26 protein-coding genes are annotated in these 25,864 nt (G+C 46.4%); 11 read left to right on the forward strand and 15 right to left on the reverse strand.

Going from position 1 to position 25,864, the window contains the following annotated elements:
• Window positions 1–165 precede the first annotated feature (165 nt).
• Complete coding sequence (locus CHH60_RS24980; RefSeq protein WP_095361681.1) at window positions 166–681, forward strand: cysteine hydrolase family protein; 516 nt, start codon at window positions 166–168, stop codon at window positions 679–681.
• Between the two features lie 302 nt (window positions 682–983).
• On the opposite strand, the gene CHH60_RS24985 is transcribed toward CHH60_RS24980, so the two are convergent.
• Entirely contained in the window at window positions 984–1,634 is a 651-nt protein-coding gene (locus CHH60_RS24985; protein ID WP_095361682.1) for a nitroreductase family protein, read from the reverse strand.
• Window positions 1,635–1,754: 120 nt separating this feature from the next.
• Here CHH60_RS24985 and CHH60_RS24990 point away from each other — a divergent pair, with 120 nt between their 5' ends.
• Window positions 1,755–2,120, forward strand: a complete 366-nt coding sequence (locus tag CHH60_RS24990; protein WP_095361683.1) for a MerR family transcriptional regulator — start codon at window positions 1,755–1,757, stop codon at window positions 2,118–2,120.
• An 11-nt stretch (window positions 2,121–2,131) separates the two neighbouring features.
• Here the strand turns inward: CHH60_RS24990 and CHH60_RS24995 are convergent, their stop codons facing one another.
• A complete protein-coding gene (locus CHH60_RS24995; RefSeq protein ID WP_095361741.1) occupies window positions 2,132–3,109 on the reverse strand; it encodes a helix-turn-helix transcriptional regulator in 978 nt (325 codons plus the stop codon).
• 92 nt (window positions 3,110–3,201) lie between these two features.
• On the opposite strand from CHH60_RS24995, the gene CHH60_RS25000 reads away from it, so the two are divergent.
• A complete protein-coding gene (locus CHH60_RS25000) occupies window positions 3,202–3,645 on the forward strand; it encodes a VOC family protein (protein WP_095361684.1) in 444 nt (147 codons plus the stop codon).
• 189 nt (window positions 3,646–3,834) lie between these two features.
• On the opposite strand, the gene CHH60_RS25005 is transcribed toward CHH60_RS25000, so the two are convergent.
• Window positions 3,835–4,311 (reverse strand): DMT family transporter, encoded by a 477-nt coding sequence (locus tag CHH60_RS25005; RefSeq protein WP_309147238.1) that lies wholly within the window; start codon window positions 4,309–4,311, stop codon window positions 3,835–3,837.
• Between the two features lie 11 nt (window positions 4,312–4,322).
• Window positions 4,323–4,757: a DMT family transporter gene (locus CHH60_RS25010; RefSeq protein ID WP_239304776.1), complete on the reverse strand. Its 435-nt coding sequence runs from the start codon at window positions 4,755–4,757 to the stop codon at window positions 4,323–4,325.
• A 185-nt stretch (window positions 4,758–4,942) separates the two neighbouring features.
• Here CHH60_RS25010 and CHH60_RS25015 point away from each other — a divergent pair, with 185 nt between their 5' ends.
• A complete protein-coding gene (locus CHH60_RS25015) occupies window positions 4,943–5,782 on the forward strand; it encodes an AraC family transcriptional regulator (protein WP_095361686.1) in 840 nt (279 codons plus the stop codon).
• 138 nt (window positions 5,783–5,920) lie between these two features.
• A complete protein-coding gene (locus CHH60_RS25020) occupies window positions 5,921–6,514 on the forward strand; it encodes a TetR/AcrR family transcriptional regulator (RefSeq protein WP_095361687.1) in 594 nt (197 codons plus the stop codon).
• A 135-nt stretch (window positions 6,515–6,649) separates the two neighbouring features.
• Here the strand turns inward: CHH60_RS25020 and CHH60_RS25025 are convergent, their stop codons facing one another.
• From CHH60_RS25025 to CHH60_RS25050, 6 genes are read right to left on the reverse strand one after another with little or no spacing between them, the layout of a single operon-like run.
• Complete coding sequence (locus CHH60_RS25025) at window positions 6,650–7,282, reverse strand: FAD-dependent oxidoreductase (RefSeq protein ID WP_141236986.1); 633 nt, start codon at window positions 7,280–7,282, stop codon at window positions 6,650–6,652.
• The gene (locus CHH60_RS30565) at window positions 7,279–7,557 is read right to left on the reverse strand and encodes an FAD-dependent oxidoreductase (protein ID WP_095361689.1); all 279 of its coding nucleotides are present in this window, start codon (window positions 7,555–7,557) and stop codon (window positions 7,279–7,281) included. The genes CHH60_RS25025 and CHH60_RS30565 overlap by 4 nt, the downstream gene beginning before the upstream one ends.
• 15 nt (window positions 7,558–7,572) lie before the next feature.
• A complete protein-coding gene (locus CHH60_RS25035) occupies window positions 7,573–8,352 on the reverse strand; it encodes a PHP domain-containing protein (RefSeq protein WP_095361690.1) in 780 nt (259 codons plus the stop codon).
• A gap of 43 nt (window positions 8,353–8,395) precedes the next feature.
• Window positions 8,396–9,223, reverse strand: a complete 828-nt coding sequence (locus CHH60_RS25040) for an energy-coupling factor transporter transmembrane component T family protein (protein ID WP_095361691.1) — start codon at window positions 9,221–9,223, stop codon at window positions 8,396–8,398.
• Window positions 9,198–11,069, reverse strand: coding sequence for an ABC transporter ATP-binding protein (locus CHH60_RS25045; RefSeq protein WP_095361692.1), 1,872 nt, complete (start codon window positions 11,067–11,069; stop codon window positions 9,198–9,200). The genes CHH60_RS25040 and CHH60_RS25045 overlap by 26 nt, the downstream gene beginning before the upstream one ends.
• Window positions 11,062–11,949 carry a cell division protein FtsQ gene (locus CHH60_RS25050; RefSeq protein ID WP_095361693.1) on the reverse strand — a complete coding sequence of 296 codons (888 nt, stop codon included), beginning with the start codon at window positions 11,947–11,949 and terminating at the stop codon, window positions 11,062–11,064. The genes CHH60_RS25045 and CHH60_RS25050 overlap by 8 nt, the downstream gene beginning before the upstream one ends.
• A 201-nt stretch (window positions 11,950–12,150) precedes the next feature.
• Here CHH60_RS25050 and CHH60_RS25055 point away from each other — a divergent pair, with 201 nt between their 5' ends.
• The 6 genes from CHH60_RS25055 to CHH60_RS25080 all read left to right on the forward strand — a co-directional run bounded on the left by CHH60_RS25055 (window position 12,151) and on the right by CHH60_RS25080 (window position 19,152).
• Window positions 12,151–12,984, forward strand: coding sequence for a MurR/RpiR family transcriptional regulator (locus CHH60_RS25055; protein WP_095361694.1), 834 nt, complete (start codon window positions 12,151–12,153; stop codon window positions 12,982–12,984).
• Between the two features lie 121 nt (window positions 12,985–13,105).
• A complete protein-coding gene (locus tag CHH60_RS25060) occupies window positions 13,106–13,639 on the forward strand; it encodes a VOC family protein (protein WP_095361695.1) in 534 nt (177 codons plus the stop codon).
• A gap of 350 nt (window positions 13,640–13,989) precedes the next feature.
• On the forward strand, window positions 13,990–14,913 hold the full coding sequence (locus CHH60_RS30495; protein ID WP_303621387.1) for a methyl-accepting chemotaxis protein: 924 nt from the start codon (window positions 13,990–13,992) through the stop codon (window positions 14,911–14,913).
• 177 nt (window positions 14,914–15,090) lie between these two features.
• The gene (locus CHH60_RS25070) at window positions 15,091–16,806 is read left to right on the forward strand and encodes a spore germination protein (protein WP_095361696.1); all 1,716 of its coding nucleotides are present in this window, start codon (window positions 15,091–15,093) and stop codon (window positions 16,804–16,806) included.
• Window positions 16,807–16,852: 46 nt separating this feature from the next.
• Window positions 16,853–17,953, forward strand: coding sequence for a GerAB/ArcD/ProY family transporter (locus CHH60_RS25075; protein ID WP_095361744.1), 1,101 nt, complete (start codon window positions 16,853–16,855; stop codon window positions 17,951–17,953).
• Entirely contained in the window at window positions 17,950–19,152 is a 1,203-nt protein-coding gene (locus tag CHH60_RS25080) for a Ger(x)C family spore germination protein (protein WP_369680205.1), read from the forward strand. Before CHH60_RS25075 ends, CHH60_RS25080 begins: the two co-directional genes overlap by 4 nt.
• Window positions 19,153–19,226: 74 nt before the next feature.
• On the opposite strand, the gene CHH60_RS25085 is transcribed toward CHH60_RS25080, so the two are convergent.
• From CHH60_RS25085 to CHH60_RS25105, 5 genes are all read right to left on the reverse strand, one after another.
• The gene (locus CHH60_RS25085) at window positions 19,227–21,620 is read right to left on the reverse strand and encodes an ABC transporter permease (protein ID WP_255248080.1); all 2,394 of its coding nucleotides are present in this window, start codon (window positions 21,618–21,620) and stop codon (window positions 19,227–19,229) included.
• An 11-nt stretch (window positions 21,621–21,631) separates the two neighbouring features.
• Window positions 21,632–22,390 (reverse strand): ABC transporter ATP-binding protein, encoded by a 759-nt coding sequence (locus tag CHH60_RS25090; protein ID WP_176476201.1) that lies wholly within the window; start codon window positions 22,388–22,390, stop codon window positions 21,632–21,634.
• 118 nt (window positions 22,391–22,508) lie between these two features.
• Window positions 22,509–23,948 (reverse strand): sensor histidine kinase, encoded by a 1,440-nt coding sequence (locus tag CHH60_RS25095; RefSeq protein ID WP_095361698.1) that lies wholly within the window; start codon window positions 23,946–23,948, stop codon window positions 22,509–22,511.
• A 24-nt stretch (window positions 23,949–23,972) separates the two neighbouring features.
• Window positions 23,973–24,668, reverse strand: a complete 696-nt coding sequence (locus tag CHH60_RS25100) for a response regulator transcription factor (RefSeq protein WP_095361699.1) — start codon at window positions 24,666–24,668, stop codon at window positions 23,973–23,975.
• Window positions 24,669–24,856: 188 nt separating this feature from the next.
• Window positions 24,857–25,675, reverse strand: coding sequence for an AraC family transcriptional regulator (locus CHH60_RS25105; protein ID WP_095361747.1), 819 nt, complete (start codon window positions 25,673–25,675; stop codon window positions 24,857–24,859).
• Window positions 25,676–25,864 lie beyond the last annotated feature (189 nt).

Raw genomic sequence — 25,864 nt, forward strand, 5'->3', positions numbered from 1 at the left:
TAGTGAATGGTATTCATGAAATCCTAAACTAATGTAATCATTAGTAAAAAAGATGATATGACTTGGTCATATCATCTTTTTTTGTTATCCAGTATACTGAACATAAGTTTTTTCATCATCCGATCAATTTGAATAAACATATTCCAAGATGAAAGAGGTAAAATGATGGCGACTTGTGCAGATGTGTTGATTGTGATTGATCTACAAAATGGCGTATGTTACAGTGGTGAGAACCAATTGTATGAGTTGCCGAATTTACTCGATAGAGTCAATCGGAGAATTGCTATGTATAGAGAATTAGATAAACCCATCATTTTTGTTCAGCACGGTGATGAAGAATTAGTACCTGAAGAGGAACCATGGGCTATTCATTCCGATCTGGATGTTCAAGAGCAAGACTTTTTTGTGCGCAAAATACATGCGAATTCATTTTATAACACAAACCTGAAAAGCCTCCTGGACCAATTCACTGTAAACCGTATTGAGTTTTGCGGAGCGCAAACCGAATATTGTATGGATGCTACGATTAAATTTGCTCATGGGCTGGGATACGAAAATTACATGATACGTAATGCAACCTCTACTTTTGATAATCACTGGATGTCTGCAAAAGAGACCATTTCCTTTTATGAACACATATGGGGAGATAGATTTTTGAATTGGATAGATGATGAGTCGTAAAAGAACGCGCATAATATATAATCAACACATGTGCATTGATCAGCCGAGTGTAAATATCTGTAAAAGTAATAGCGATAATTTAAAGTAATTGTACTGTAGTAAAGGGTCCTGATGGCAATCAATACTGTCATAGGACCCTTTTTGTTTTTGCTATCCAACAATAAGATGTTTTTCTCTGGTTGAATGTCAGTACATGCTGTTAAGTCTTTAAGGTTTGGCAGGTAAGTTACTAATTAAGCTTTGAGACAAACGTACTATCATACGGAGGCCGTCCTCCTGTCACTCTTGTGAACAGCTTTTGATTATGCCCAAGTGGTAATCGTATCAACCGGGAGACGATAGGAAGGATGTCCATCTTTGACAGCTTTGCCTATGGAAATCAGCATCACCGGTTGGAAACGCTCTTTGTCCAGGCCAAAGACCTCGGCAATTCGTTCTTTATCATAACCGGCCATAGGATTGGTATCATACCCGTGGGCACGAGCAACGAGCATGAGCTGCATACTAATAAGGCCTGAGTCAATGAGATTCATGTCACGCAAATCGGATGGACTCATGCTTGCATAATATGGTTTTGCCTGCTGCATCTGCATTTCCTTGATGTCCTGCGGCATGTATCCCAATTCGACTGATTTACTGAAAATCTCGTCCATATACTCTATGTTCTCGGCATCGTAAAATACAGCAATAACTGCTGATGAGGTAAGAGCCTGTGTTTGGTTGAAAGAGGCCAGGGGGGCAAGCTTTTCTTTTCCTTCAGCACTGTCAATAACAAGGAAACGCCAGGGTTGCATGTTAATGGCAGAGGGGGTCCGGGAAGCCTTCGCCAATATCTCACTCAATTCCTCACGGCTGATTTTCACCTCGGGATTGTAAACTTTAACGGAACGACGTTCCAGGACGATGTTATCGAAATCATTTGTTCTGTTAGATTGGCCAGTGGTTATATCCATATGGTTATCTCTCCTTGATCATATTTGTGTGATTGGATTCAGGCTTTCATCCGACTCACTATGAGGAGTGTAAACTATGAAGTATACTTTATAGCAAGAGCACGAAGAGGAGCGATCCATATGAAAATTAGTGAAGTAGCGAAACGAGTAAACCTTCCTATATCAACGATCCGTTACTATGAAAAGATGGGGATTATCACGGATGAGTATGTTCTGAGAGACCAGAATAACTACCGGGTATATGATTCAGGCATCGTGCAGCATCTGGATGTGGTAAAGCAAAGTTTGGCTGTTGGCTTTACGATTCAGGATATTCAATCCATGATCTCCAAAGCCGGATTTTCACGAAATGAACAGAGAAGCATTCTTCAGGATAAGATATCCGAAATTGAAGAAATTCAGAAGAAGCTGGAACATGCTAAACAAAATCTGTACGACATCCTTGAGACGGATATTACCTGTGAGGATGGATTCGGAAAGTATTAGATCACTTCAAATCAAACATGCTCCAGTAAATCCAAATAATATTGTCTCAGTGCTTGCTTCAAGCTGGCTGGCTTCATGATCTGAATGGATTTGCCATAGCCCGCAAGATAACGAATGATAAATTCAAGCTCATGAGGTTCATACGAACCAACAAGATAGGTCTGTTCCGCATACACTTCGAGTTTCATGGATGGGAAGTGTTCCTGGTAAAATAGCTCCATTCCCGCTTCATTGATTCGGCATTGAAAGGGGATGGCTTGTTCGGATGGCTTCCAGAGCGAATGGGCATCCTGGAGCGAAAGCTCCTTGATATGATCCAAGGGCTCGATATCCGTTAGTTGGGGTGATGATATTCGGTCACATCGGAATACGCGGTACGCCTGCTTGTGCAGGTCATATGCCTGGCAATACCAGTAGCCTCTCATCGCATAAAGGGCAATGGGCTGGATGGTGCGGACATTGGAGCTGCTTACGTTTGAAGACGAGCTCTTGGTATGTCTGCTCGTGCGAACATTTTGATAAACAATCTGTATCACTGTATTCTGTACGGCGGACATCAATAGAAACTCTAGGTTCTCACTATCCTTAATTTGCTCCGTATGTTTGAACAAAACCCGATGCTGTATGTTCTGGATTTCCAGACGCTGCTTATCGGATAACGCGCTTATGAATTTCTCATGAATCGAACGGAAGGTAGCCTGAAAGGGTAGGTTAGAGAAACTCCGAAGGGCCTGCATGGCAAAATAAAGGGCATGAAGCTCTCCTGTATTAAACGATATGGGGGGCAGTTGCATCTGTTGAAGCAGACGATAACCACCGTACCTCCCGTACTCGGCATAGATGGGTGCACCGAGTTCTTCGAGTGAGGCGATATCTCTTATCGCGGTTCGTTTGGAGATCTGAAACTCCTGCATGAGATCCTGCAGGGTAAACTGCTGTTTTTGATTGATCAAGCGCAGCATCTGGTTCATGCGTTCTGATTTTTTCATTATAAAGAAACCTTTCAATGGTGCCATGTATTGGCACCTTTTGTTGTTATGATGATAAGTGTAATCCAATCGAACCAAGGAGGCAAAGGATAATGAATTTTGAAGTGATCCCATTTTTGTCGATGAACGGGGATGCGGCAGCAGCCATCGCATTTTACGAGAAAGTTCTGGGGGCCAAAGTGCTTTTTAAGAAAAGTTATAAAGAGATGAAGGAGATGAATCCGGGCTTCGAATACCCTGCTGGCCAAGATGAGTATATTACACATTCCGTACTGGAGATTGGGGTAAACAAGATCATGATTGCAGAGGAGGCAATGGATCCGGAGAGACCTTGGCAGCTCGGAAACAGTACATCGCTATGTATTCAATCCAAGGATAAAAGTAAGATGGATCAACTGTATACCTCTCTTGTACAACATGAGGACGTGAAAGTGCTGGTGCCTTACGAACAAAATGAATTTAGCCCAGGTTATGGGATTGTGCGTGATCCGTTCGGAATTGCGATTCAGCTCTGTGTGACGGTGCACGATTTCTAACATAAAATCAAGGACGGGGGCTGCTCGCTCGGTTCAATAAAATATCATCAAAAGCGTCAAAAAAAGAAGAACCATTGGTACCCATACCAATGTGCTCTTCTTTCTTTGTTTTCCTGAATAGAAATGTTCCCGCAATCTGAAGATAGCTTGATCACATGGGATACAGGAGTCTATCCTTTTTTTACTTATTTACCTTGTAAGCTGTGACGCTTGAACTTCATCATTTTTTTCACTGAAAATCAGAGCTAGTGCAGCCAGCATCAAGATGAGGGAGACAGCACGCTGCCAGGAGAATTCAATGAGCTCACTGCCGAACAGTCCCGTTGCATCGATAATAAAACCAGCAACAATCTGACCCACGATTGCCGTAAGGTTGGCAGGTGTTACACCTAATTTATTTACAGCAAAAGTCGATAGGAACAGGTATCCAAAACCCATGAATACAGCAGAGAGCTGTAACTTGGGTGCATGAAGCAAGTCGAACAGGTGTCCACTACCAAAAAAATTAATCAGTACGGCCAGAATCAATGTACCTGACGCAAAAGTGAAAAATACCGTCTCCAGCAGGCCGATATTACGGCTAATGGTACCATTAATGGAGGACTGTGCACTAAGCACTGCTCCACCGATCAAAGTAACGATAACAATCAATAAACCTATGCCCATGGTGATCCTCCTTAGAATAAAGTTAGAGCCAGTGCGCCCAGCATCAATACCAAGGCAGCAATTCGTTTGCTCCCAACCGGTTTACGGTTGCTCCCCAGCCATCCGTAATGATCAATCAGAATGCTGGTCACCATCTGTCCGACAACAATGGCAATCATGGAGATTCCTACGCCCACAATTGGAACACCAATGACCAAGGCCAGCAAGTAGATAACCCCGAGCAAACCCCCAAGGAGGTTCCACTTCGGGAATTTGGTGATGGCAGAGAGGTTTCCTTTGCCGAAGAAAATCAATAAAATCAGTGAGATGATCGCACCCATGAAGAAATTATAAAAATCAGCTTCCAGCGTGCCGACTTGTTCCCCAAGTTTTCCATACAGTGCTCCCTCAAAACTTAGAAGAGCTCCTGTCGCAATAGCGATGATATAAAAAATCAGCTTTTTCAATTGATCTCGACTCCTTGAAATGTGATTAATTTGCAGGTGCATGACCCATCATAAGGAATTGTAGAGGCGAAGACAATGAAAGATCTTGCTTTGTTTTTCTGAAAAATTATAGATCTTGCTGTGGCAAACAGGGTATAGTAATACAGCTAGAGAGTGATCAAGCATTGACGCAGGAGGAGACAGCAATGAACGAGACAAGAAAAGAAACGTCCTCCCGATTGCTGTACATAGGCAGAGTCAACGGTAATCCCAATTGGAATTTTCCAAGCCACATGCATGAGGATATCAGTGAAATTGTCTATGTATCTGATGGGGAAGGCATTATTAAAATTAACGAACATCCCTATGCCGTGCAAAAAGGCGATTTGTTAATCTATAACCAAGGTGTCATTCATGAGCAATGTACCTCTCCGGTCTGTCCACTCAGCCTTTATTATTGTGGAATAGCCAATATCTATTCAGACGGGTCAAGGCGAGAACACATCATTTCGGAAAACGCTTCTCCGTATATTAAAACTGAAGCGTACGCTGACAGAGTCAGCGAGCTGCTTGACTTCATGTATGAGGAATCGTCCAATCAACAGGCAGGTTATGAGAAGATCTGTGAAGGACTGCTGGGTGCACTTCTTGCCTTAATACAGCGGTTGGTTCAACCGAATGTTTCACGAAAGCAAGATTCGGATCATCTGGCTGTGCGGATCAAGGAATATCTTGATGAGAACTACCTACAGCACTTGAAATTGCAGGATATCGCAGCGCATTTTCATATGAACCCTTACTACTTATCCCATGTGTTTAAGCACAAGTATGATGATTCACCAATCCGTTACATTGTCTACAGAAGAATGGGAGAAGCGAAGTGCCTGCTGACCAAGACAGACATGAAGGTGAGTGAGATCGCACATGTTTTGGGTTATCAGAATGCGAATTATTTCACCATTCTTTTCACCAAGACTATGGGCGAATCGCCTACTCAATACAAGAAAAATGAGCGTTCAGAACGCGTCGATCTAACGGAAACGTAAACCTAATGCTGTAAGCATAGGGAGAGTGAATACCTTGCTCTACTTCATTAACTCATCATGGTGATGTTATGTATAATTAGAGGGAGGCCTAACGTCAGAGGCAGGCAAGTGTAAATAGCGAGGGGGTAGAGGACTGGATTGCGAAAACAAGGGGTTATCGGGAAAGAGAGCAGACTGCGACTACTGGAAGCTGCAACACAGGAATTTGCGTTAAATGGATTCTATCAGGCGAAAATAAGCTCTATCGTTGCCCGTGCAGGGGTAACGCAGCCTGCATTTTATCTTTATTTTGAGAGCAAGGAAGCAGCTTTTGCAGAGCTGATCGATAGTTTTCGAAATGGACTAATTCAGGTCGTCCGGGATAGTCATATCGAGGCAGGAAAGAACAGGAACGATCTCAAAGAAGCTGTCGTGGAATCATTGGGGCAGATTTACCGTTATCTCGGAGAGAATCCGGCGCTGACCCGGATCGGGCTGTATCAGTCCGCGGAGTCGGTGAGAATTAAAGCCGAGATTGCGAGTTTGATGGAGCAAAATCTGATTGCAGAACAACAAGCCGGGTATTACAGGCATGATCTGGATACGGTATTCTTCGCCGAAGCTTTGCTGGCTATCATGGAGCGTTTAACACTGATTAAGCTGCTGCCGGGGCACGAAACGCCGTCCAAGCTTGCTCGGATCACGCAGGATCTGTTTTTCTACGGAATTTTGGACACGAAGCATCGGGATTAAAATCCTATTCAATGCGCTAGGCAGACATCCAGGCTTTTGATTGGGTTATTGTTTTGCATTGGAATGCTAACCTAATACGATAACACTAAAAGCCAGACTCCGTATTATCGAAGTCTGGCTCTATTCGAGTTACTGTTAGACTGCGCTCGCAGCATAAAAACCAGAGCGCACGGCAGTACCTACTTTACCAATTTTGACGCAATCGCCGATAAGGCTGGTTTTGGATTCGAACTTGGCTCGAATCTGCTCTGCTATGGTTGTATTTTTTCTCATACCAAAAGCATTAATCATCGTATCTGCCTCAATGAACACTTTGGATCCCTCCGCATTCTCCGCATATAAACCATTGGCTTCAAAGGAAAGGACTTTGTGCCCTCCGAGTATGGTCACCCCGTGTCTTTCCAGCATGGGCATCAGAGCTGCCCGATTAATGTACATCACATCTTGTCCCGCTTCCGGACGCATCTCCACAATGGTCACTTTTTTACCTTCCATAGCGAGCTCAAGTCCCAGGTCACATCCTGTTAAACCGCCACCAGTTATAACTATCTGTTCGCCGCGAACAAGTTCCTTCTGCAAATGTGCTTCAATTGCCCCAATGACATGATCATGATGAATACCGGGGATTGGGGGAATAAGAGGTATGGCCCCTGCCCCAATGAAAATGTGATCGGCTGATTGAAGCGCTGGATCATCCGGTGTCATCTCATGATTCAGATACATTTGCACGTGAAGCTGCTTTAACTGCCGTTCATACCAGTCAATCAAGGCACGAGCTGAACTTTGAATTCCGGCGTAGCCGCACTGGTTACCTGTCCGCCAATCGCTGCCTCTTTCTCATACAAAGTAACCTCGTGACCTTTGAGTGCAGCTACACGGGCTGCTTCTAAACCGGAAGGGCCCCCACCTACAACAACTATTTTCTTCGGTGTCTCTGCAGGCTCGATGACAAAACGCTTAGATGAATCAGAGGGACGAGGGCAGATGGTCTCAAGTGATGGTGGATAAAAAAGGCCTGCAGAAATGTTTCCTGCAGGCCCAATCTATAATCCAAGCGATTATACCCCCTGCAAGCTGGCGGCTTCGAGCTTGGCAAGACGTTTCATGACTTTCTTCAGCATTACCGAGGCTTTGACGCGAAGAGGAAGATCGGGAGAGATTTCAATGGTGTATTGCCCGGTAGTGATACGCTCTTTTAGTTCGGCAACAGAGGCACAAGGACGGTCCAATACATTAAACACACTGCCGTATTGCAGACATTGGTGCGTATCACTTCCGGCCGTTACGGGTTTGCCCAGGGACTGGGCGAATGTTTCGACCTGACTGCGGCAGGTAGGGATACCGGTTTTGTACATATCTTTGGCATTCAAGTCGAAGGCATCCAGACGTCCAAGCAGACCTGGGTCCAGCTCATACAGAGGGGTTGATTCCCGGAAAGGATGTGCACCAATTTTGAACATGGGCCAGTCTTCGGCCAGATCCAGCAGGTTGGCAAAGGGAATAAATGACCCCTTGGCAGTATAATTTTCCAGCCCGGCACGAACGGCAAGGATATGTTCCTTCTGACCAATGAGCAAAATATGTCCTGTCTCCTGAATGTCTACTTCCATCCCTGGGAAAATGCGCAGTCCGTCCGCGTCATAATATTCTCCGTTGTAGGGGTAGAGACGATCCAGTGTCTCATACACATCGTAGAAGTGGCGAGTGTTGAAATGTTCAGTAAGCGCGAGGGCATCCAGTCCGCTGGCTTTGGCCTCGGTGACCATTTCAGTAAAGTAATCGACGGAGAAATCAGAGTTTTTGGATAATTTGCCGTGAGTATGAAGATCAATACGCATGTCGAGACACTCCTTTTATTCCATGAATGGTTAAGTATATGAATTACAAAATTTCGTAATGTGCGCCGAGCCAGAACAGGAGAGCAACATAGATCGCTGACCCGACAAGAAAACTGATATCGCGTGGGGAAATCTTCAGATGGGCCAGCTTGAGCCGTTTTGAATCCGAATTCTTCATTCCGTAAGAGAACCCACGGGTTTCCAGTGCTTCCACAGTGGTACGGGAACGTTTGGCGGTTGCCAGCATTAACGGGAAAAAGGATACAACAAACAGTTTCATGTAGTAGACAACAAGCCGCCAATAGAACCAGCCATGGCTGGAAGGGACCTGCCCCCGCAATCTGTACGACAGCATAATGTTGCGGAATTCACCAAACAACACGGGCAAAATGCGGTACGCATACGATAGGCTGAACGAGAATGCCGCAGGCATTCCGAGTGCCAGCAAGCCATCCCCGATTCGTTCCGGGTCCATACCCGAAAAGACAGTGATGCTTGCCAGGGATACGATCGACAGCTTCAGAGTTAGGAGTAATAACGGAAATGCGGATTCCAGGTTCCCCCCGAAGAACAGCGAGATAATAAACATCCAGCCCACCTGACCGATCAGCCCCAGACATAGAATGATGATGATGAAGGGAGCAGCGCGGGACAGAATGGTCGTGGTGACCATGAGCAAGAACATGCCGAGCAGCACCGTGCCGTTATGAACGAACCAGGGAACGATGGCAAAGAAGAGATACCAGATGAGCATGACACGCGGATCAATTCGGGACAGACTTGCATGACCGCTGCCATATACGGTATTCATCAACTCCAGCTGAATGCGTTCAATGGATATTTTGTCAAACCAGTTGCGGACAAGCTGCATCAATGTCTTCCTCCTTGGTAAACGAATGATTCGAATGATTCAAAAGATTCTCCACAAATGTCTCGGGAGTCGGACAGAGTGCGGATAGACCCAACCGATGCGATAGTTCCATCATCTGAGTTAGGGCAAGTCCAGAGCGGCGCAGAAGCGGCTCGTCGGCAAACACCTCGGCAGGTGTCCCATCTGCTTCAACACGTCCATCATGCAGTACGATGACACGATTGGCCCATTGGGTAACCAGCTGCATATCATGAGTCGCAATCACCGTTGTCCGAACATGCTGATCCAGTTCATCCAATACGCCGATCAGTTCCTCTCGGGTAGCCAGATCCAGGTTGGCGGTAGGCTCATCAAGCAGCATAAGAGAAGGTTTCATGGCTGCACCGATCGCAAGGGTAACGCGTCGCTGTTGTCCACCGCTAAGGAGACGGGCATCCCGCTCCTGTAACGGGGTAAGCCGAAAGCGATCAAGTACATGTGCGATTTGTTCATCAGCTCCCTGGATGCGGCGGGTTCTCAAGAAATATGAAACCTCTTTGCGCACACTGTCTTCGATGAACATCTCGGCAGAATGTTGAAAAATATAAGCGACTCGGCCAGCCAGCTGTTCCAACGATGAACGATGTGTGATATCCCCAAGCACGCGGACACTGCCTTCCTGAGGCAGACTGATGCCGGCCATGAGCCGGAGTAGTGTAGACTTGCCTGCGCCGTTATTGCCCACCAGGGCGATCCGTTCTCCTTCATGGAGTGAAAAGTTAACACCACGAATAATCTCGTGTTCTTTTTTGCCAAGCCCTCTATATCGCAGACGTGTATCCTTGAATTGAACAATCGGCAGAGAAGCAGCATGTGCGTGTTCTTCAGAACGGGACTGTACCCTGCTTTCCGCAGGATGGGGCTGTCTACCCTGATTGGCCAGTAGTGCGGATATCGCAGCAGTGTGCTGTTTATGAAAATAAACCGCAGCTTCCTCCACTGTGATTGGAAAGAGCTGATGATGCAGCTGCTCGGGTTGGGTTGCGTGATCTCGTTTCAATAATGGAACAGCCTGAATGGCTGCACGGGTCACTTCAGGAGGCTGAATGCCCAGACGCTCCAGGTCTGCGATACGATTCAAACCTTCCTGGACTGGCAGATTCCACAGCACACGTCCTTTGTCCATCAGGACCACATCCGCACAGAAGTTAGCGATAAATTCGGTATGATGCTCGATGACAATAATGGTCTTGCCGTGCTCTGTATTCAACCGAGAGAGGCATTCATAGATGAGTCTGGCATGCTGTGGATCCAGCTGGGAAACGGGTTCATCCACGATGAGAATGTCCGGGTCCATGGATAGTGCCCCAGCGAGTGCAAGCAGGTGCTTCTGTCCGCCGCTCAATTCCCAGATGTACCGATTGTGGATGGAGTCCAGACCGCACATCGTCAGCGCACGTTCACCCAGCTCCCTATAGTTGGCCAGCCCGTAATTCAGCGGAGCAAAGCAAGCTTCATCGAGCACGGTCGGGCGCACCAGCTGATTATCAAAATCCTGATAGACATATCCAATTTTTCTGGAGAGATCGGCAACACTTTGCCCAGCTGCTGAGACTCCCAGTACATGAACTTCACCCGCAAAGTCACCCGTATAGAACTGGGGAATCAGGCCGTTAAACAATTTACACATCGTTGACTTGCCACATCCGTTGCCTCCGATAATCGCAGTGAAGCTTCCGCGGGAGAGCTCCAGAGAGGCTCCATTCAGAACAGGTTCTTCCGAACCGGGATAGGTAAAAGTAACATCATGAATGGCAATAGCGGTATCGGGTGAAGAAGCAGGGTGGGAAGAATGTATATTAGGCATAAGGGCGATTCTCCGTACCTGAAATACCTTTGTTTTTGCTTCGTTTCACTCGCATGATCCAAAGTGTAACGACCGCGATGAATGCAGCGGCACCAATACTGATCCAGATCGACGCTGAGCCGTATTGATCGGCATAGTCCGTTTCCCATACGGCGAAGTTGATGTCCATTTCAGACAGGGATTCCGCGCCAAAAGCCAGTGCGAGCAGAAGCAGACCAATCAGGAACAGCTTCGGACGGAAGAAGCCGACACCTTCATATTTCATGCCAGGATTACGAGGTTTAATGCCGAGAAGTGGTTCGATTTTGCCATAGAGAAGGGGAACAAGGTACAGCGTAGGCAGTAGAGCGAACAGGATACCCGAGAATAATACGTCGTTCAGGAATCCAACGCCTTCAATCAGCACAACACTCTCGGCAAGTCCGGGAACGGCTTCGAGTTCTTCCACGCCAATCCATACTTTGCCGATATCGACCAATGAACTGAGAAATTGATGAATGATGACCCCAGTCATGGCTGCGACACCGACTTGCCTGCGATTGCGGGGATCACTGACCATACGGCCTGCGACATACATCGCGAAGGAAAAGGTAATGAATTTCTCCAGTTCGCCGAGTCCGCCGAATTGGCCCAGCATCAGCTCACCGAAGATGACTTCACCAAGAGCAGCACCGAGAGCGGCAATCATGGGGTGGAACAGGATGCAAAGCGTCAGCGGAATAAAAGCAAAATATTCAACGGACAATTCAATCGGTCCAAGCTGCAGCTTGGGAATGAGCTCTGTAAACATGTTGGACAAGCCGTACAGTGACATGGAAAGCACAAACACCATCATTTTCTGTGAAGACGTCAGCGTATACCGCTCAGTCATCTTCTTCATCGATACATACCTCCCTGAATGTTGTTGATCATAGCCACAGTCTAGGGGCAGAGTATTAACGCAAAAGGAGAGATTTGTAAATCGATTGTAATATTTATTACAGATATAAAAATAAATGAAAAATTTATTACATAGATAAACCCTTTGATCACAGGCCAGCTGGTATACTGATGGCAGAGCGAGAAAAGGAGTGAATCCGGAATGAATTTATTTGCCCAAAAAGAACAACTATCACCTGGTCATCTGAAAATTGCCGATTTTGTTGAGCGCAACCCGGAGGAGATATTATTCATGACGGAGCAGGAAATTGCCGACAAGCTCGGAGTAAGTATAGCCACCGTTTCCCGCTTCTGGCGTGCTGTTGGATATGACAATGCCAAAGCATTCAAAATCCGGCTGCGAACCTCCGAGGACACGACACCTGCACTCAAATTAAATAAAACAATCTCCCGCATGGACACGAGCAGCCTGCCTGTGCAATTGCTGGAAGCCTCGGTATCCCATCTGCAGGAGACATTATCACATATGAAGCAGGGAGATCTGGAGCATGCTGCTTCCATTCTTGCTGAAGCCAGAAGAGTATATATTTATGCGCCCGGGCCCTCGGCTGGTTTGGCAGAACTGCTGTCTTTCCGGTTATCAAGATTTGGACTAACCGTCATCCATCTGGCTGGAAGCGGACATGAATTACTGGAGTCGCTGATGCACATGCAGCAGGAGGATATGGTCCTACTGATGAGCTTTACCCGTCTGCTGCCTGAAGCAGAGGTTATTCTGGATTATGCCAAGGAAGTAAGCAGCAAGGCCGTACTTGTGACAGACCGGGAGGATCTGTTATATGGACTCTCAACGGAATTGTCTTTCTATGTGAGTCGCGGTGAGCTGGGGGAATTCCACTCCATGGTTACTCCACTTCTTCTTATGGAGCAGCTGGTGCTCGCTGTTGGGTTATTGCAGAAGGAGCAGGCGTTATCCAAGCTGGAGAGGCTTGCTGAACTGCGCAGCAAATATGCGGATAAGCTGCCTCGCGGATAATTACGGATATAGCGGATCACTGGCATGGTTATGCTGCTCCTCATTTGGTGTAAAAACATAGATAAGAGCAGTTGCTGTTGCTCACCAGCATGTTGAATTACATAGGGAATGAGGAGATCGTATGACAACAAGAGGAATCGACCATATAGGGATTACTGTGCCGGATGTGGAACAAGCGACTGTTTTTCTGCAGCAGGCATTTGGTGCCAGACTTGTATATGACAACATTACGCCCCAGGATCCGCCGCAGGAAGGTCCTGAAGTAGAACGGAAGCTGGGGCTTCGACCTGGAGCCAAGGCCACTCATATTCGGATGTTATCTGTCGGGGAGAGCGCCAGTATTGAGCTATTTCAGTTTGGAAATACCGAGCATAATGATCCCGCCAGGGCATCAGACTTCGGTGTGCAGCATGTAGCCTTATATGTGGATCAGATGGAGAAGGCGGCGAAACGATTCACAGAGGCAGGAGGAGAGCTGCTCTCCGATTCCAGTGCATTGTCCGGCCCAATCGAGGGCGGGGAAGGCAATCAATTTGTATATGGACGTGCACCGTGGGGCATGTTGATTGAGCTGATCTCCTACCCGGCCGGCATAGATTATCCCCAGGATAGTGAGGATCAACGTTGGACACCTAAGGCAGGAAGGACGGATTAGAGATTGGAAGGCCAAACCATGTGATGTGCTGGGAGTGCTCCTTGTGAGGACCGTTTCGGATGAAACGGTCCTTTTTTGTGCGTATTTGTCCATTTACGTGCTGACACGTTGATAATAAAATGAGGATTAGTCCATTAAGTTGACCAAAATAAGATCACGTAAAATTTTTTTATGGAAAATCAAAAATAAGTGATCCAAATGTCCTCAATTGGGGTATCAATAGTAGAAGCGTTCAGAACGATCACGTGAATACATAAATATTGGAGAAGACCGATTTCCATTTTTGAATTTTGCACATGGATAATCTATGAAAAAATAAGCGATAAGCATGAGAATATGGGGGAAATGAAGTGCCGATAGTAGAGTTGGACAAGAAAAAAGACGTTGTCACGGATGCGCTGGTCATTAAGGCCATGGAAAAAAGTCTGGCTATCATTCGTTTTGATCTGGATCGGCGGGTGACTTATGTCAATGAGACATTTGCTCGTACGATGGGATATCAGGTAGATGAGATGTACGGGATGCATCATCGGCAATTATGTTTTGCTGATTTCGCAAACAGCATGGATTATGAGTTGTTCTGGAACAGTATCTTTAACGGCGTAAGCTTCCAGGACAAGATCGAGCGTAAGGATGCTAGTGGCAACTCCGTCTGGCTTGAAGCAACATATATGCCTGTATATGATGAGTCTAATGAGAGAATTCTCGGTGTCTCCAAAATTGCAACCAACATTACAAATCGTCAGAAAAACATCTCGGCTGTGGTCCATGAATTGAAAACGATGTCACATGAGATGAACGAGCATGCGGATATCGGAATTGAGCGCAGTCGTGAGCTGCTGTCCGGTATCACAGAAATTTCAGAAGTTTCGGCTCATAACCGGGCTACTTTGACTGATTTGCAGGAGCAAGCAGGCTCGATCCAAGGTGTTGTCAAAACCATTCAGCAGATTGCATCGCAGACACAGCTGCTCGCACTGAATGCTGCCATCGAAGCTGCACATGCAGGTGAGTACGGTCGTGGGTTCGATGTTGTAGCCAAGGAAGTCAGAAAGTTGTCTGCTATGGTTGGGGATTCCATTAATGAAATCCGCGATAGTGTAAAAGGCATAACCAAAGAGATTAAGAACATTTCCAGCGGAACTCAGAAAGTTGAAGCGTACGCCCAGCAAAGCCAGCAGAAAATTGCGGTAGCGTTGAAGGATTTTACAACCATTGCGGAATCTGCACAGCTGCTTGATGCCAAGGCGCAGCAAGTCACCAAGATCGTCTAAGATGTATCTCTCTTCTATAAATTAACTTAAACAATGATAACAACGTGGCAGGTCTCCGACACAGGGGCCTGCTTTTTTATTACGCCAAAAAAACGGGAATTATTGTGAGCCTTCGGGGAAAGAATACTCAGAAATACATGTAGGTTCACAGCATAGAGAAATGTTGGGGTGAGGGTGATGTGGTCAAAAATATTATCGTTTGTACCTGAATGGTCGCTATGGATGCAGGCATTTTTGGTTGTGATTATTCCACTCGTCATATTAAAAGCAGCTCGATGGATCAGCTCTTCCATTAGAAAAGGTGCATTCACGAACTTCGATTCACAGCAGAAGCAAAGCTCCGGTGATTCCTCATCGAATGGTCCTGATCAAGCGCAGGGAATCGAAACCGGGGCATATGCCAACATCAAGCTGACGGGGCATTACACCACAGATCTGATCAGTTCAAGAGAAACCTTTGGCCAAAATGCTGACGTACATATACGGGAGTTTTTCATCTATGGTACGGATACACCTGCGGCTGTCATGTATGTCGATGGTCTGGTAGATCAGGAGTTGGTCGATGACCATTTGATCACGCCTCTTATGTTAAGAGGGGTACCCGAACTGAAACAGGACGCGTTCATTCATCCGGAAAATGCTCATCTGCTCAAGGGATATCTGAAAAATCATTTACTGCCTGTCAGTCAAGTAGAGGAAACCGAGTCATTACAGGAACTTGCTCTGGGTGTGCTGTCTGGGAAAAATGCTCTCATTATTGATGGTATGCCTGGTGCTCTCCTCATTGGATCAGCCAAAGGAAAAACACGCAGTATTGAAGAGCCGTTGTCCGAAGCCCTGCTCCGTGGGCCGCGCATTGGTTTTACGGAAAGTCTCAGTGATAACACAGGGGTGCTGCGACGGTATGGGAGTAACCAGAGCCTGTTCATACAGAAATATGAAGTAGGGACACGGATCAAAAAAGATCTGGTTATTGCGTACATTTATGATATTGCCAACCCCGAGATTGTAGCTGAAGTCCAAAAGCGAATCGAGAAGCTGGATGTGGACGCCATGTTGGAATCTGGGTATGTAGAGCAACTTATCGAGGATGATCAACTAAGCCCCTTTCAACAGGTGCAAAATACCGAAAGACCGGACCGGGTTATCGGTGCTTTGCTTGAAGGGCGTGTTGCGATTTTGCTGGACGGTACCCCCTTCGCCTTGATTGTGCCGACCACCTTCAGCATGCTGCTGCAATCCCCTGAAGACTACTATGAACGATGGATTCCGGGTACTTTTCTCCGCATGCTTCGTTTTCTCGCAGCCATGATTGCCCTTCTGGCACCTGCCTTGTATATCTCGTTTATTTCCTTTCATCCGGGTCTGATTCCGACCAAACTGGCATTGACCATTATTGAGACGCGAAAAGGGGTACCTTTTCCCTCCATTATCGAAGCGCTCATCATGGAAACGGCAATTGAGATATTGCGTGAAGCCGGCATACGTTTGCCGAAACCGATTGGACCAGCGATGGGGATCGTCGGCGGTCTCATTATCGGAGATGCCGCCGTCCAGGCAGGGATCGTCAGTCCGTTCCTTGTTATTGTCGTTGCCGTTACGGCAATCTCGTCATTCTCCATTCCGACGTACAGCGCAGGGATAACGCTGCGGATTCTGCGCTTCATAGGCATGTTTAGTGCAGCCATTCTGGGCTTGTACGGAGTGGTGTTGTTCATCCTGTTACTCTGCAGTCATCTTGCACGCTTACAGAGCTTCGGCGTTCCATATGTCAGCCCAAGTGTTCCTTATAGATTGTCAGACTGGAAGGACTTTCTGATCAGGGCACCAATGAGCATGATGAAGAAACGTCCTTACATGATGAAACCCCAAGATCAGGACCGCAAGAAATGAGGACAAGGCTATGAAACTGATGAAGAGGTGAAACCCGATGAAGCCGATGAAGCCTTCCTACACGCCCATAACAACAACTCAGGCTGCGATTATGATCATCAACTACATGTTGGGAGCAGGCATCCTGACCTTGCCCCGGACAACGGTGGAAGCAGTGAATACGCCGGATGTCTGGATGTCCATTATCATTTCGGGTTTGATAATCCTGCTCATTGGTTTCATCATGGTTAAGCTGTGCCGGAGATTTCCAGGAAAGACCGTGTTCCAGTTTGTTCCGGAAATTACAGGCAAGTGGATTGCCATGTTAATCAGTATGGCGATTATCCTGTACTTCGTCATAATATCTGCATTTGAAGTTAGGGTATTGGCGGAAGTGACTAATTTATATCTGCTTGAGCGTACGCCAACTTGGGCGATTGTGATGGGATTTATGTGGATTGGGATCTATCTGATATCGGGAGGTCTGAATGCGATCGTTAGGTTGTTCGAGATTATTTTGCCGATTACAATTGTTATCTTTGTCATAGCGATCCTGCTTAGCAGCAAAGTGTTTGAGATTAACAATCTGAGACCTGTGCTCGGTGAAGGGTTTATGCCTGTTATTAAAGGGCTGAAGCCTTCACTTTTGTCATATACAGGCTATGAGATCATGTTTGTCATCATGGCTTATATGAAGAACCCTGAAAAGGGGAATAAGGCGATGATCTGGGGAACGGCTATCCCTACGTTAATCTATCTGGTAACGGTTATTATGGTGGTGGGCAGCCTGTCCATTAATGGCATGAAGACCCGAACCTGGCCTACACTTGATTTGATGAGAAGTTTTGAGATTCAGGGATTGATATTTGAACGATTTGAATCGTTGCTGCTGGTCATCTGGATTATGCAAATTTTTTCGACATTCACCGTCACGTTATACGGTGCTTCCATAGGAAGTGCCCAATTGTTCAAGCGGAAGGAAATACTGGGGGCGATGTTTGTATTAGTTTCCCTTATCTATTTTATTGCCTTTCTTCCAAACGACGTCAACCAGACTTTTGTACTAGGTGACTTTTTGGGAATCGTATCTGTGTGTTTGTTTGCTATCCTTCCAGCCCTTTTGTTGCTGTTAAGTTTTGTTCGCAAGAAAGGAGGCCAGCAGAAATGAAGATGCCTTGGAAGAAGCTGATATTGTTTTCGGTATCGCTATGCATGGTGTTTACGCAAACAGGCTGCTGGAGCAGCAAAGAGATTGAGGACCTGGGTGTCTATGTGGCTCTTGGAATTGATGTGCCTGAGCAAACGGAATTTGAAAAGGACGTAAACGCTCATGGTGGTCATTATCCCAAAGAAAACAACATAACCGCCACGGTGCAGATTGTACCTAAGGATTCATCCAAACCAAATAGCCAGCAAGGTTCTCCGTCAGCGGGCAAGTCCTATTTCAACGAACAATTAACGGGGGATTCTCTATTAGAAATATTCCGTCAGTTTGCTCTCAGAAGAGATCGTCCCCTTATCGGGCATCACTTGAAAGTGATCGTGGTATCGCAAGAAATTGCACGGAAATACAGCTTGGAGCAATTGCTTGATTTTGTGTTGCGTGATAACGATATCCGTCCAAGTTGTCTGGTTGTGGTGAGTGATGAGAAAGCCATTGATGCATTGCATTCCAATGATCCCAGTGAAATCCCTGCATTTTACTTGACAGGTCTTGTGGACAATTCATACTTGTCGAATAAAATCATGCCCGCTGTGTCACTAGCCAAGTTGGACGCAACCATGCAGTCTGGCAGAAGCTTTCTCCTCCAAAATGTCATATCATATAAAGGCGAACATAAATTTTCGGGTGCAGGCATATTTGACTCGAAGACAAAACGCCATATAGGAACCTTAAGCCAGGTCGATCTCGAAGGATTGTCATGGATTCAGGAAAGGCCTAGGGGAGGCGTAATAAAAACGTATGAGGAACGAACCGGGAGTACGGTTGTATATGAGATCAAGCATACCAAAGGAAAAATTATCCCTACAGTCCATGGGGACGATATCTCGTTTCATGTTAAAGTGGAATCGGAAGGTTGGTTCATGGAAGATTGGACGGTTCCCGAAGTCTCGGGAGACGAAGAATATCTTCACAAATTGGAGAATGATTTTAAGAAAATCGCGGAACAGCAGGTGAAACAGGTCCTCGATAAAATGCAGCATAAGTACAAGGTGGATGTTGGTGGGTTCGGCGAGAAACTGCGCATTAAATATCCGAAAGTGTGGAAGAAGGTTAAACCGAATTGGGATAAGACGTTCAGTGAAATTCCAATTACCTACGATATTAAAATCAAAATCAAGAATCAGGGATCTTCGACAGAGTAATATCTGTATAAGAAACACAGCCTTTTCAAATCCGCGAAGGATCTGAGAAGGCTGTTTCATATGCCCATGTAAAGTTATTCAATAACCAGCATACGTGGGGATGTTTCCTGAATTACACGGGAGGAGAACCAGGAGCCGAGAGCTGCTGCACTAATGCCGATACAAGCGGATAGAACAATTCCACCCCCATTCAGAATAAGAGGAAGCTGTACTATACCATAGTCGGCAAGGATCATTTCAAGAAGAATAGGCAGCACATACACGCCAACCAGGATTCCCAGCAGGGAGCCCATAGCGGATAGGAGTGATATTCCCATGGCAATAGACAGCCGAATGAGGCGCGAGGTTAATCCAAGCGATTTGTAGATACCATACGTTCTGCTTTCTTTGCGGATACTAATCCGGCAGGTACTGAAAATAATAATAAATGTAACCAGGATAAACAGCAGCCCAATCAGGCTCATGGGGTAAATTAGAATGTCTGCCGCTTCGGCGTAGACCGAATCGAGCAGGGTCTGCTGGGTTACAACTGAAGCGGAATCTTTAAATTGATCACTCATTTCCCTGGCAACAAGCTCCGCTTCCAGCGGATCATTCAAAGTAATGAATATGGCATCAAAATCACTGTAATTCGGGCGAATCGTATTCATGGCCTCCATCGTAATTCGTCCCGAGATGGACATATTGGCAATCGCTTGATAAATTCCTGTGACGAGGAATGTGCGCTTTTCCCCCTCAATATAAAGTTCCAGGAAGTCACCCGGCTTTTTGCTTAAGGACTTAGCTACCCCCACGCCGATGGCAATTTCATTCTCCTGCTGTGGGTTATTTCCCTCTAATGTCTCAAATCCAAGGTCCTGATAACTTCCTTCCAGTACACTCAGAGCTACACTGGTAGATTGCCGTTTATCATCCCCTGAAGAGGCTGGGCTAACTACGCCAGTAATGTTTCCTTGCCAGCCTGCATTTTTGATTCTTGCATCCTCTTGTATCCATTGATTGAACTTCTCTTTGGGAAAAGTACCTTTATTCACAACGACAGCGGCGATGTTGGCATTGTCATAACCCCACTGGGCAGCGGTCTGAGCAATTCCGGTGATACTGCTTAACAGAACATACCCCAAAACCAGTACGGAAGAGGCTGTTGTTGTCAGCAAGAGCATCAGAATGGAACTTTTGATGTTTTTGGTGACATGGCGGACTCCGATAACTGCAGCTACTGGAAGGCGTGCGAAACCGAACAGGCGGTTTAGCGGGGAATTTATTCTCCGTGCCATCCGGCTATTGTCCAGCTCCGACATTCCATAACGGATGGCCTGCACCGGCTGAATATTCCGTGCTTTTTTGGCATACATCACAACGAACAAAAGGATCATGGCGAACAGGAATACGCCCACAAGCATGGCTGAGCCTATCCCCTGGATCGAGATGTCACGATTTCCCACGCGAAGAGAAGACACGGAGATATTGATGATGAATTTGGATATCCATATACTAAGCCCAAGTCCTGGAAGGATGGCTATACCGGAAAGCATGGAATACTGCATGACATACGTGCCGATGGTTTTCGCCGAGGTCAGACCGATTGATTTCAGTATACCGATCGTTTTATAGTTGGCCAGGATGGCATCCGAAATCGTAAATCCGATCGTAATCAGAGCGATGGCAAGCATGACAACCCCTAGGAAAATCATGATAAATCCGATGATTTGATTAATGATCAGATAGAAAGAAGAGATGCCCTCGAACTCCATCTTGGTTTCCAGAAACGGACTTCCTGCCTCCAGCGAGTACCGTTCCCAGTAGCTTGAATTGGCACTATAATCGTCGAAATGGATGCCCATCATATAATTATCGTTTCCCGGAAGGGACTGAACATGCTCCGAATAATCGGAAGGGTTCATCCAGACGCGTGCTGTGTTGGTAAAGGGTGCCCCATAGGGGACATCGACTACAATACCGGATACATTCAATTCGATGGTAGTGCTCCCCGTTTTGAAGCCAATAGTATCTCCGGCCGAGATACCGTACGCATTGGCCATGGAAGTGGGGATCCAGACCGTACCTGGCTCGGGAACCGCTTCTGGTGTTCCACTAGAAAAAATAAGCTCATCCACAACCCGCGGCGTTGACGGGGTATTCATCATGTAAAGGTAAATATTAGGGATATCCGTGCCATGAAACGAGATGCCCGATAACGTTCGGTACGTTAGCAATTCAGACACTTCAACGCCTTCCTGGGAAGCCCACCAAGAGTGAACAGCCTTTGGATCATTCAGGCCCTTATTAAAAGTCAAAATCTGATGAGATCCATTGGTGCGGCTATGCATCTCTCTAAACTGATTACCTGTGTTGGCCAGAATCATGACAGCTGTAGACAACAGCAGCGTGGACAGAAGAATGAGCAGAGCGATAAACGAGTTTTGTATTTTGCTTCTGCCCAGATAGGAGAGGCTAAGTTTCAACATGACAGCCATCGTTATTCCTTCCCCGATACAAAGGCAAATATCATGTCCTCACGGTCATGAACCTGATGCTCGTTATAGGGTTCGAATTCAAGAATACCACCAACCTTGCCGTCCCGGATTAAGATCAGACGATCGGCACGGCAGGCAGCCTTGATATCGTGCGTGACCATGACAACGGACTGCCCTTTTTGATGAATGTCTGTCAGGATGTCGAGAACAGCCTTACCATGCTCCACATTCAGACTTCCAGTCGGTTCATCAGCGAAAAGGACGTCAGGAGTATTGATCAAAGCCCGCGCAATGGCGGCTCGCTGCTGCTGGCCTCCTGAAGTCTGGGAGGGAAGACGGCTGCTCAGACTGTCAATATCCAAGGATTTCATCAATTGGGCTACCCGCAGCTGAATTTCATTCTTTTTGGTCCCGGCGATGTAACCCGGAAGTGCAATATTCTCTCGAATAGAGAGATCCGGTACGAGATTAATACTTTGATAGATATAACCAATCCGGCGAGTGCGAAAATCAGACATTTCCCGCTCGCTGTAATTATCGATGCGTTGTTCCTGAAAATAGACTTCACCAGCAGTTATATGGTCCAGACCACTCAGCAGATAGAGCAGGGTGGATTTACCCGAACCCGAGTTACCCATGATCACGGTAAAGTCCCCTTGATATATATCCAGATCAATATTGCGTATAGCATGGTATTGTTCCGGGCCTGCGCTGTATGTTTTGCATAGGTTATGCGCACGAATAATCGTTGTTTTGCTCAAGAAAATCACTCCCCAAAGCGGTATACGTTTTATTTTAGAGGGGGGATGTTGAGGAAGTCTTATCAAATTATGAATAAAGTCTTACAGGCTGGATGCCAGCCTGAATGGATTGGACGAGTCAGCAGACCGGCAGGCTAAATTGAAAGCTGGTTCCTTGCCCTTCTTTGCTTGAAAAGAATATACGTCCCCCATGTGCTTCAACGATATTTTTGCAGATGGATAAGCCCAGGCCTGTACCCTCTTGCACGTGTCTGGAAACAGGAGACGCCTGCCCCCGGAAATAACGTTCAAATACAAAAGGCATATCCTGTGCCCGAATTCCTTGACCCGTGTCTGTGATGGTCACAATGAACTGATTGGCTTCCAGCTCTGTATGAACACGGATGGCATCCCCGCGATGGGTGTGCTTCAGTGCATTGGATATGAGATTGGCCAGCACTTGCTCGATCCTTGTGGTGTCGATGCGGATTAACACATTCGGAACGGATTCGGGCGTTTCATACGTTAGACCTTTCATGCGCACAGCATGTCCGAATGAGCCAAGCATGGCTTCGAAAGAGGGACCACTATAAACTTCACGCGGCTCTACGGATATCTGACCCAGTTCCTGCAGCGCATGAAGTAGCAGATCTTCAACCAATTGGGCTGTTTTGTCCGTGTGGTTCTGCATGATTAGCATATACTCCATCAGGGTTTCCTCATCTTCGCACATGCCTTCCATAATGGCCTCAATATACGCTTTAACCGTAGTAATGGGTGTTTTGATATCATGCGAAATATTGGTGATGAGTTCCTTTTGGGCCTGTTCTTGCTTCGTGCGTTGTTCACTCAAATACTTGATTTCGGTGCGCATCAGATCGAACATGGCATATAATTCGCCTACTTCGTCTGCATGTTTATAATAAATGGGCTTATCGTACTGTCCCTTGAGAATGGATTCAGCATGATGCTGAAGCATATGTACCGGTGACAGTAATCGTTTATGTATTTTGCGATGCATGGTTAACAGAAGAATGCCGAGAATAAGTATGATTATGATGGAGATGCCTGCAACCAGATAAGGCAGGATGGATGAAGGTTGGACAGTAACCATGGCTTTAGGGATGGTAAAGATGGCATTTCCGATCTGAATTCCATCCGCAGCATGGAGGACAGGGAAAGCCATATCCACCATATCCTCTCCATGGTTGGCATGCCCGGCATAGTTCAGATCATAATGCAAGGCGGATGCCAGATGGATACGTTCTCCTTGAGAGGAGGGATCTGAAGAGAATAGGATCGTACCGTCCAGGCCGACATAGGATAACTGGATGCCTTGCTCTTCAGCGAGGGCACGAACGTTTTCCTGCACCTCCGGGCTGGTGAGTTGATGAAGATTCTGCTCCAAAGCAAGCATCACCGGATTGATGATGAGCCGGACCAGATGAATGGACAAGTTGGACTCCTCTGTATGATGAACTGACCGATTCACGGCAAGTGTCAGGCTGCATCCAAGGAGAAAAATAAGCAGAATGAGTACGGTAATCAGCCAGCGTTTGGACCATTGGAGTAACAACATCGAGATTGTGGTCTCCCATCTATCTTAGTGGTTGAATTTGTAGCCGACGCCCCAGACTGTCTTCAGAACAACGGGCTCGGAGGGGGTGGCTTCAATTTTCTCTCTCAATCTTCGGATATATACAGTGACCGTATTTTCATCCCCGTAAGCATCATATCCCCAAACTGCGTCCAGCAGTTGTGACTTCGAAAACACCTGATTCTTGTGGCTCGCCAGGTAGTACAGCAGTTCGAATTCCTTCGCAGAAAGTGAAACTTCATCTCCGCTTACCGTAACCTTGTACGCTTTCTTGTCGATTACCAGGTTGGAGAGACGAAGAAGATGTTCCTCCTCACGCTCGGATGCAAGACTGTCATACCGCCTGAAATGGGCATTGATTCGCGCAAGCAGCTCACTCAGGGAGACGGGTTTGGTCATATAATCATCTGCCCCAAAGCCCAAACCAAGCACCTTGTCGGTATCACTTCCTCTTGCACTTAGAATGAGAATCGGAATATTGTTTCTTCGTCTTATTTCACGGCATACCTCAATACCATCCATATCCGGAAGCATGATATCCAGGATAATATAGTCCGGCTTTAGCATGTCCATCAGTTGCAATCCATCTTGTCCAGTGGCTGCGACTGCCGCGTCATATTGGTTTTTATTCAGATAGTCTCTTACAATGCGTGAAATGTCCTGCTCGTCTTCAATAATGAGTATTCTACGTGAATGAGGCATAGGTATCGCTCCAATAAAGGGTAATGGAAATTTCGTTAATGATGGTTGAATCTGTAAATGACTATGATTTTAACTATACAGGGTTATGCGGGAGGAGTCATGAATAAATTTGGAGCAGTAAAAAGTTCAAAGAACCCATGAACGTGACCTGTGTATAGGTCGTCATGGGTTCGGGATTTCATGTGATGTTACACATGCTCCATATCAAAAGACGGGTGGGACTGGGATTTCAGATATTCCAGAGGGGACATGCCGAAGTGAGCGCGGAACACCCGGTGGAAATAGGAATAGCTGGCGAATCCACACGTCTCGGCGATATGCTCCAGTGTCATCTCACTGTACTTCATGCGTTCCAGTGCGACATTCAGACGAATCTCAATGGCGTACTGGATCATGGTTTTGCCGTAGTGTTCCTTGAACAGCCGTACCGCGCGTGACAGACTAAGACCAGCGTAACGGGCAGCCTCCTCAAGTTTGAACGTAACGGTAGCATGTTCCTCAATGAAGCGTTTTAGCTTCAGGGTGGAGGACACGCTTCGATCCGTCTGAAGACTTTCGCTAATCGCACGGTCGATATACAGACAGAGTCCGCGTAATAACGCGTCTTTTAACTCCTCATTTTCTTCAAGAGGCCCCCGGCGCTGCTCCAGCAAAATATTGCGCCACAGGCTGACCAGTTTGTCATCCAGTCCAATTCGATTTACGGTAGGGCGCTGAATTCGCTTCCACCACTGATCAATCCAGGAACCTTCACAGAATAAATAATAATCCCCGCTGGACAATCGTCCTTCCTTATGCGGTTCTGCGACCACGAGATGATAGTCATCTCCTGGTTTCAACAGCAGTAAATCCCCGCTCGTCATCGTAAATTCTTCATCCTGCACATATACCTTGCAAGAGCCTTCGGTTTGCAGACGGAACAGGTAGGTCTGAAGCTCGCCCTTCATGTTGTGGTTAAATGCCTTGTAGTGATAAGAGTAGTCACAGATCAGTACTGAAGTCTTCAACGGTTCCAAAGATGCAATCCTCCAATATAGGTATCTTGCATGCACTTTTATAGGTGAAATCATCGTGATGCAAAATACTGGAATAAAAAATCAGTCAAATAGTTCATGTTCTGACGATATTGTATATGTTCATTCTAGCCTGTTTTGCGGTAGGATGATACCAGATAGAGCAATGAAAGCAAATTTGAG

The organism is Paenibacillus sp. 7523-1, from assembly GCF_002276415.1.
Taxonomy (GTDB): Bacteria; Bacillota; Bacilli; order Paenibacillales; family Paenibacillaceae; genus Paenibacillus; species Paenibacillus illinoisensis_A.

What these genes read in the sequence shown, in the direction of transcription:
- CHH60_RS25100 (WP_095361699.1), bottom strand. Translation starts at nt 24,668, where the DNA reads ATGCCTCATTCACGTAGAATACTCATTATTGAAGACGAGCAGGACATT.
- CHH60_RS25070 (WP_095361696.1), top strand. Translation starts at nt 15,091, where the DNA reads ATGTGGTCAAAAATATTATCGTTTGTACCTGAATGGTCGCTATGGATG.
- CHH60_RS25045 (WP_095361692.1), bottom strand. Translation starts at nt 11,069, where the DNA reads ATGCCTAATATACATTCTTCCCACCCTGCTTCTTCACCCGATACCGCT.
- CHH60_RS25095 (WP_095361698.1), bottom strand. Translation starts at nt 23,948, where the DNA reads ATGTTGTTACTCCAATGGTCCAAACGCTGGCTGATTACCGTACTCATT.
- CHH60_RS25005 (WP_309147238.1), bottom strand. Translation starts at nt 4,311, where the DNA reads ATGGGCATAGGTTTATTGATTGTTATCGTTACTTTGATCGGTGGAGCA.
- CHH60_RS25050 (WP_095361693.1), bottom strand. Translation starts at nt 11,949, where the DNA reads ATGAAGAAGATGACTGAGCGGTATACGCTGACGTCTTCACAGAAAATG.
- CHH60_RS25000 (WP_095361684.1), top strand. Translation starts at nt 3,202, where the DNA reads ATGAATTTTGAAGTGATCCCATTTTTGTCGATGAACGGGGATGCGGCA.
- CHH60_RS24980 (WP_095361681.1), top strand. Translation starts at nt 166, where the DNA reads ATGGCGACTTGTGCAGATGTGTTGATTGTGATTGATCTACAAAATGGC.
- CHH60_RS25015 (WP_095361686.1), top strand. Translation starts at nt 4,943, where the DNA reads ATGAACGAGACAAGAAAAGAAACGTCCTCCCGATTGCTGTACATAGGC.
- CHH60_RS24990 (WP_095361683.1), top strand. Translation starts at nt 1,755, where the DNA reads ATGAAAATTAGTGAAGTAGCGAAACGAGTAAACCTTCCTATATCAACG.
- CHH60_RS25060 (WP_095361695.1), top strand. Translation starts at nt 13,106, where the DNA reads ATGACAACAAGAGGAATCGACCATATAGGGATTACTGTGCCGGATGTG.
- CHH60_RS25080 (WP_369680205.1), top strand. Translation starts at nt 17,950, where the DNA reads ATGAAGATGCCTTGGAAGAAGCTGATATTGTTTTCGGTATCGCTATGC.
- CHH60_RS25055 (WP_095361694.1), top strand. Translation starts at nt 12,151, where the DNA reads ATGAATTTATTTGCCCAAAAAGAACAACTATCACCTGGTCATCTGAAA.
- CHH60_RS25085 (WP_255248080.1), bottom strand. Translation starts at nt 21,620, where the DNA reads ATGTTGAAACTTAGCCTCTCCTATCTGGGCAGAAGCAAAATACAAAAC.
- CHH60_RS24985 (WP_095361682.1), bottom strand. Translation starts at nt 1,634, where the DNA reads ATGGATATAACCACTGGCCAATCTAACAGAACAAATGATTTCGATAAC.
- CHH60_RS25075 (WP_095361744.1), top strand. Translation starts at nt 16,853, where the DNA reads ATGAAGCCTTCCTACACGCCCATAACAACAACTCAGGCTGCGATTATG.
- CHH60_RS24995 (WP_095361741.1), bottom strand. Translation starts at nt 3,109, where the DNA reads ATGAAAAAATCAGAACGCATGAACCAGATGCTGCGCTTGATCAATCAA.
- CHH60_RS25040 (WP_095361691.1), bottom strand. Translation starts at nt 9,223, where the DNA reads ATGCAGCTTGTCCGCAACTGGTTTGACAAAATATCCATTGAACGCATT.
- CHH60_RS25035 (WP_095361690.1), bottom strand. Translation starts at nt 8,352, where the DNA reads ATGCGTATTGATCTTCATACTCACGGCAAATTATCCAAAAACTCTGAT.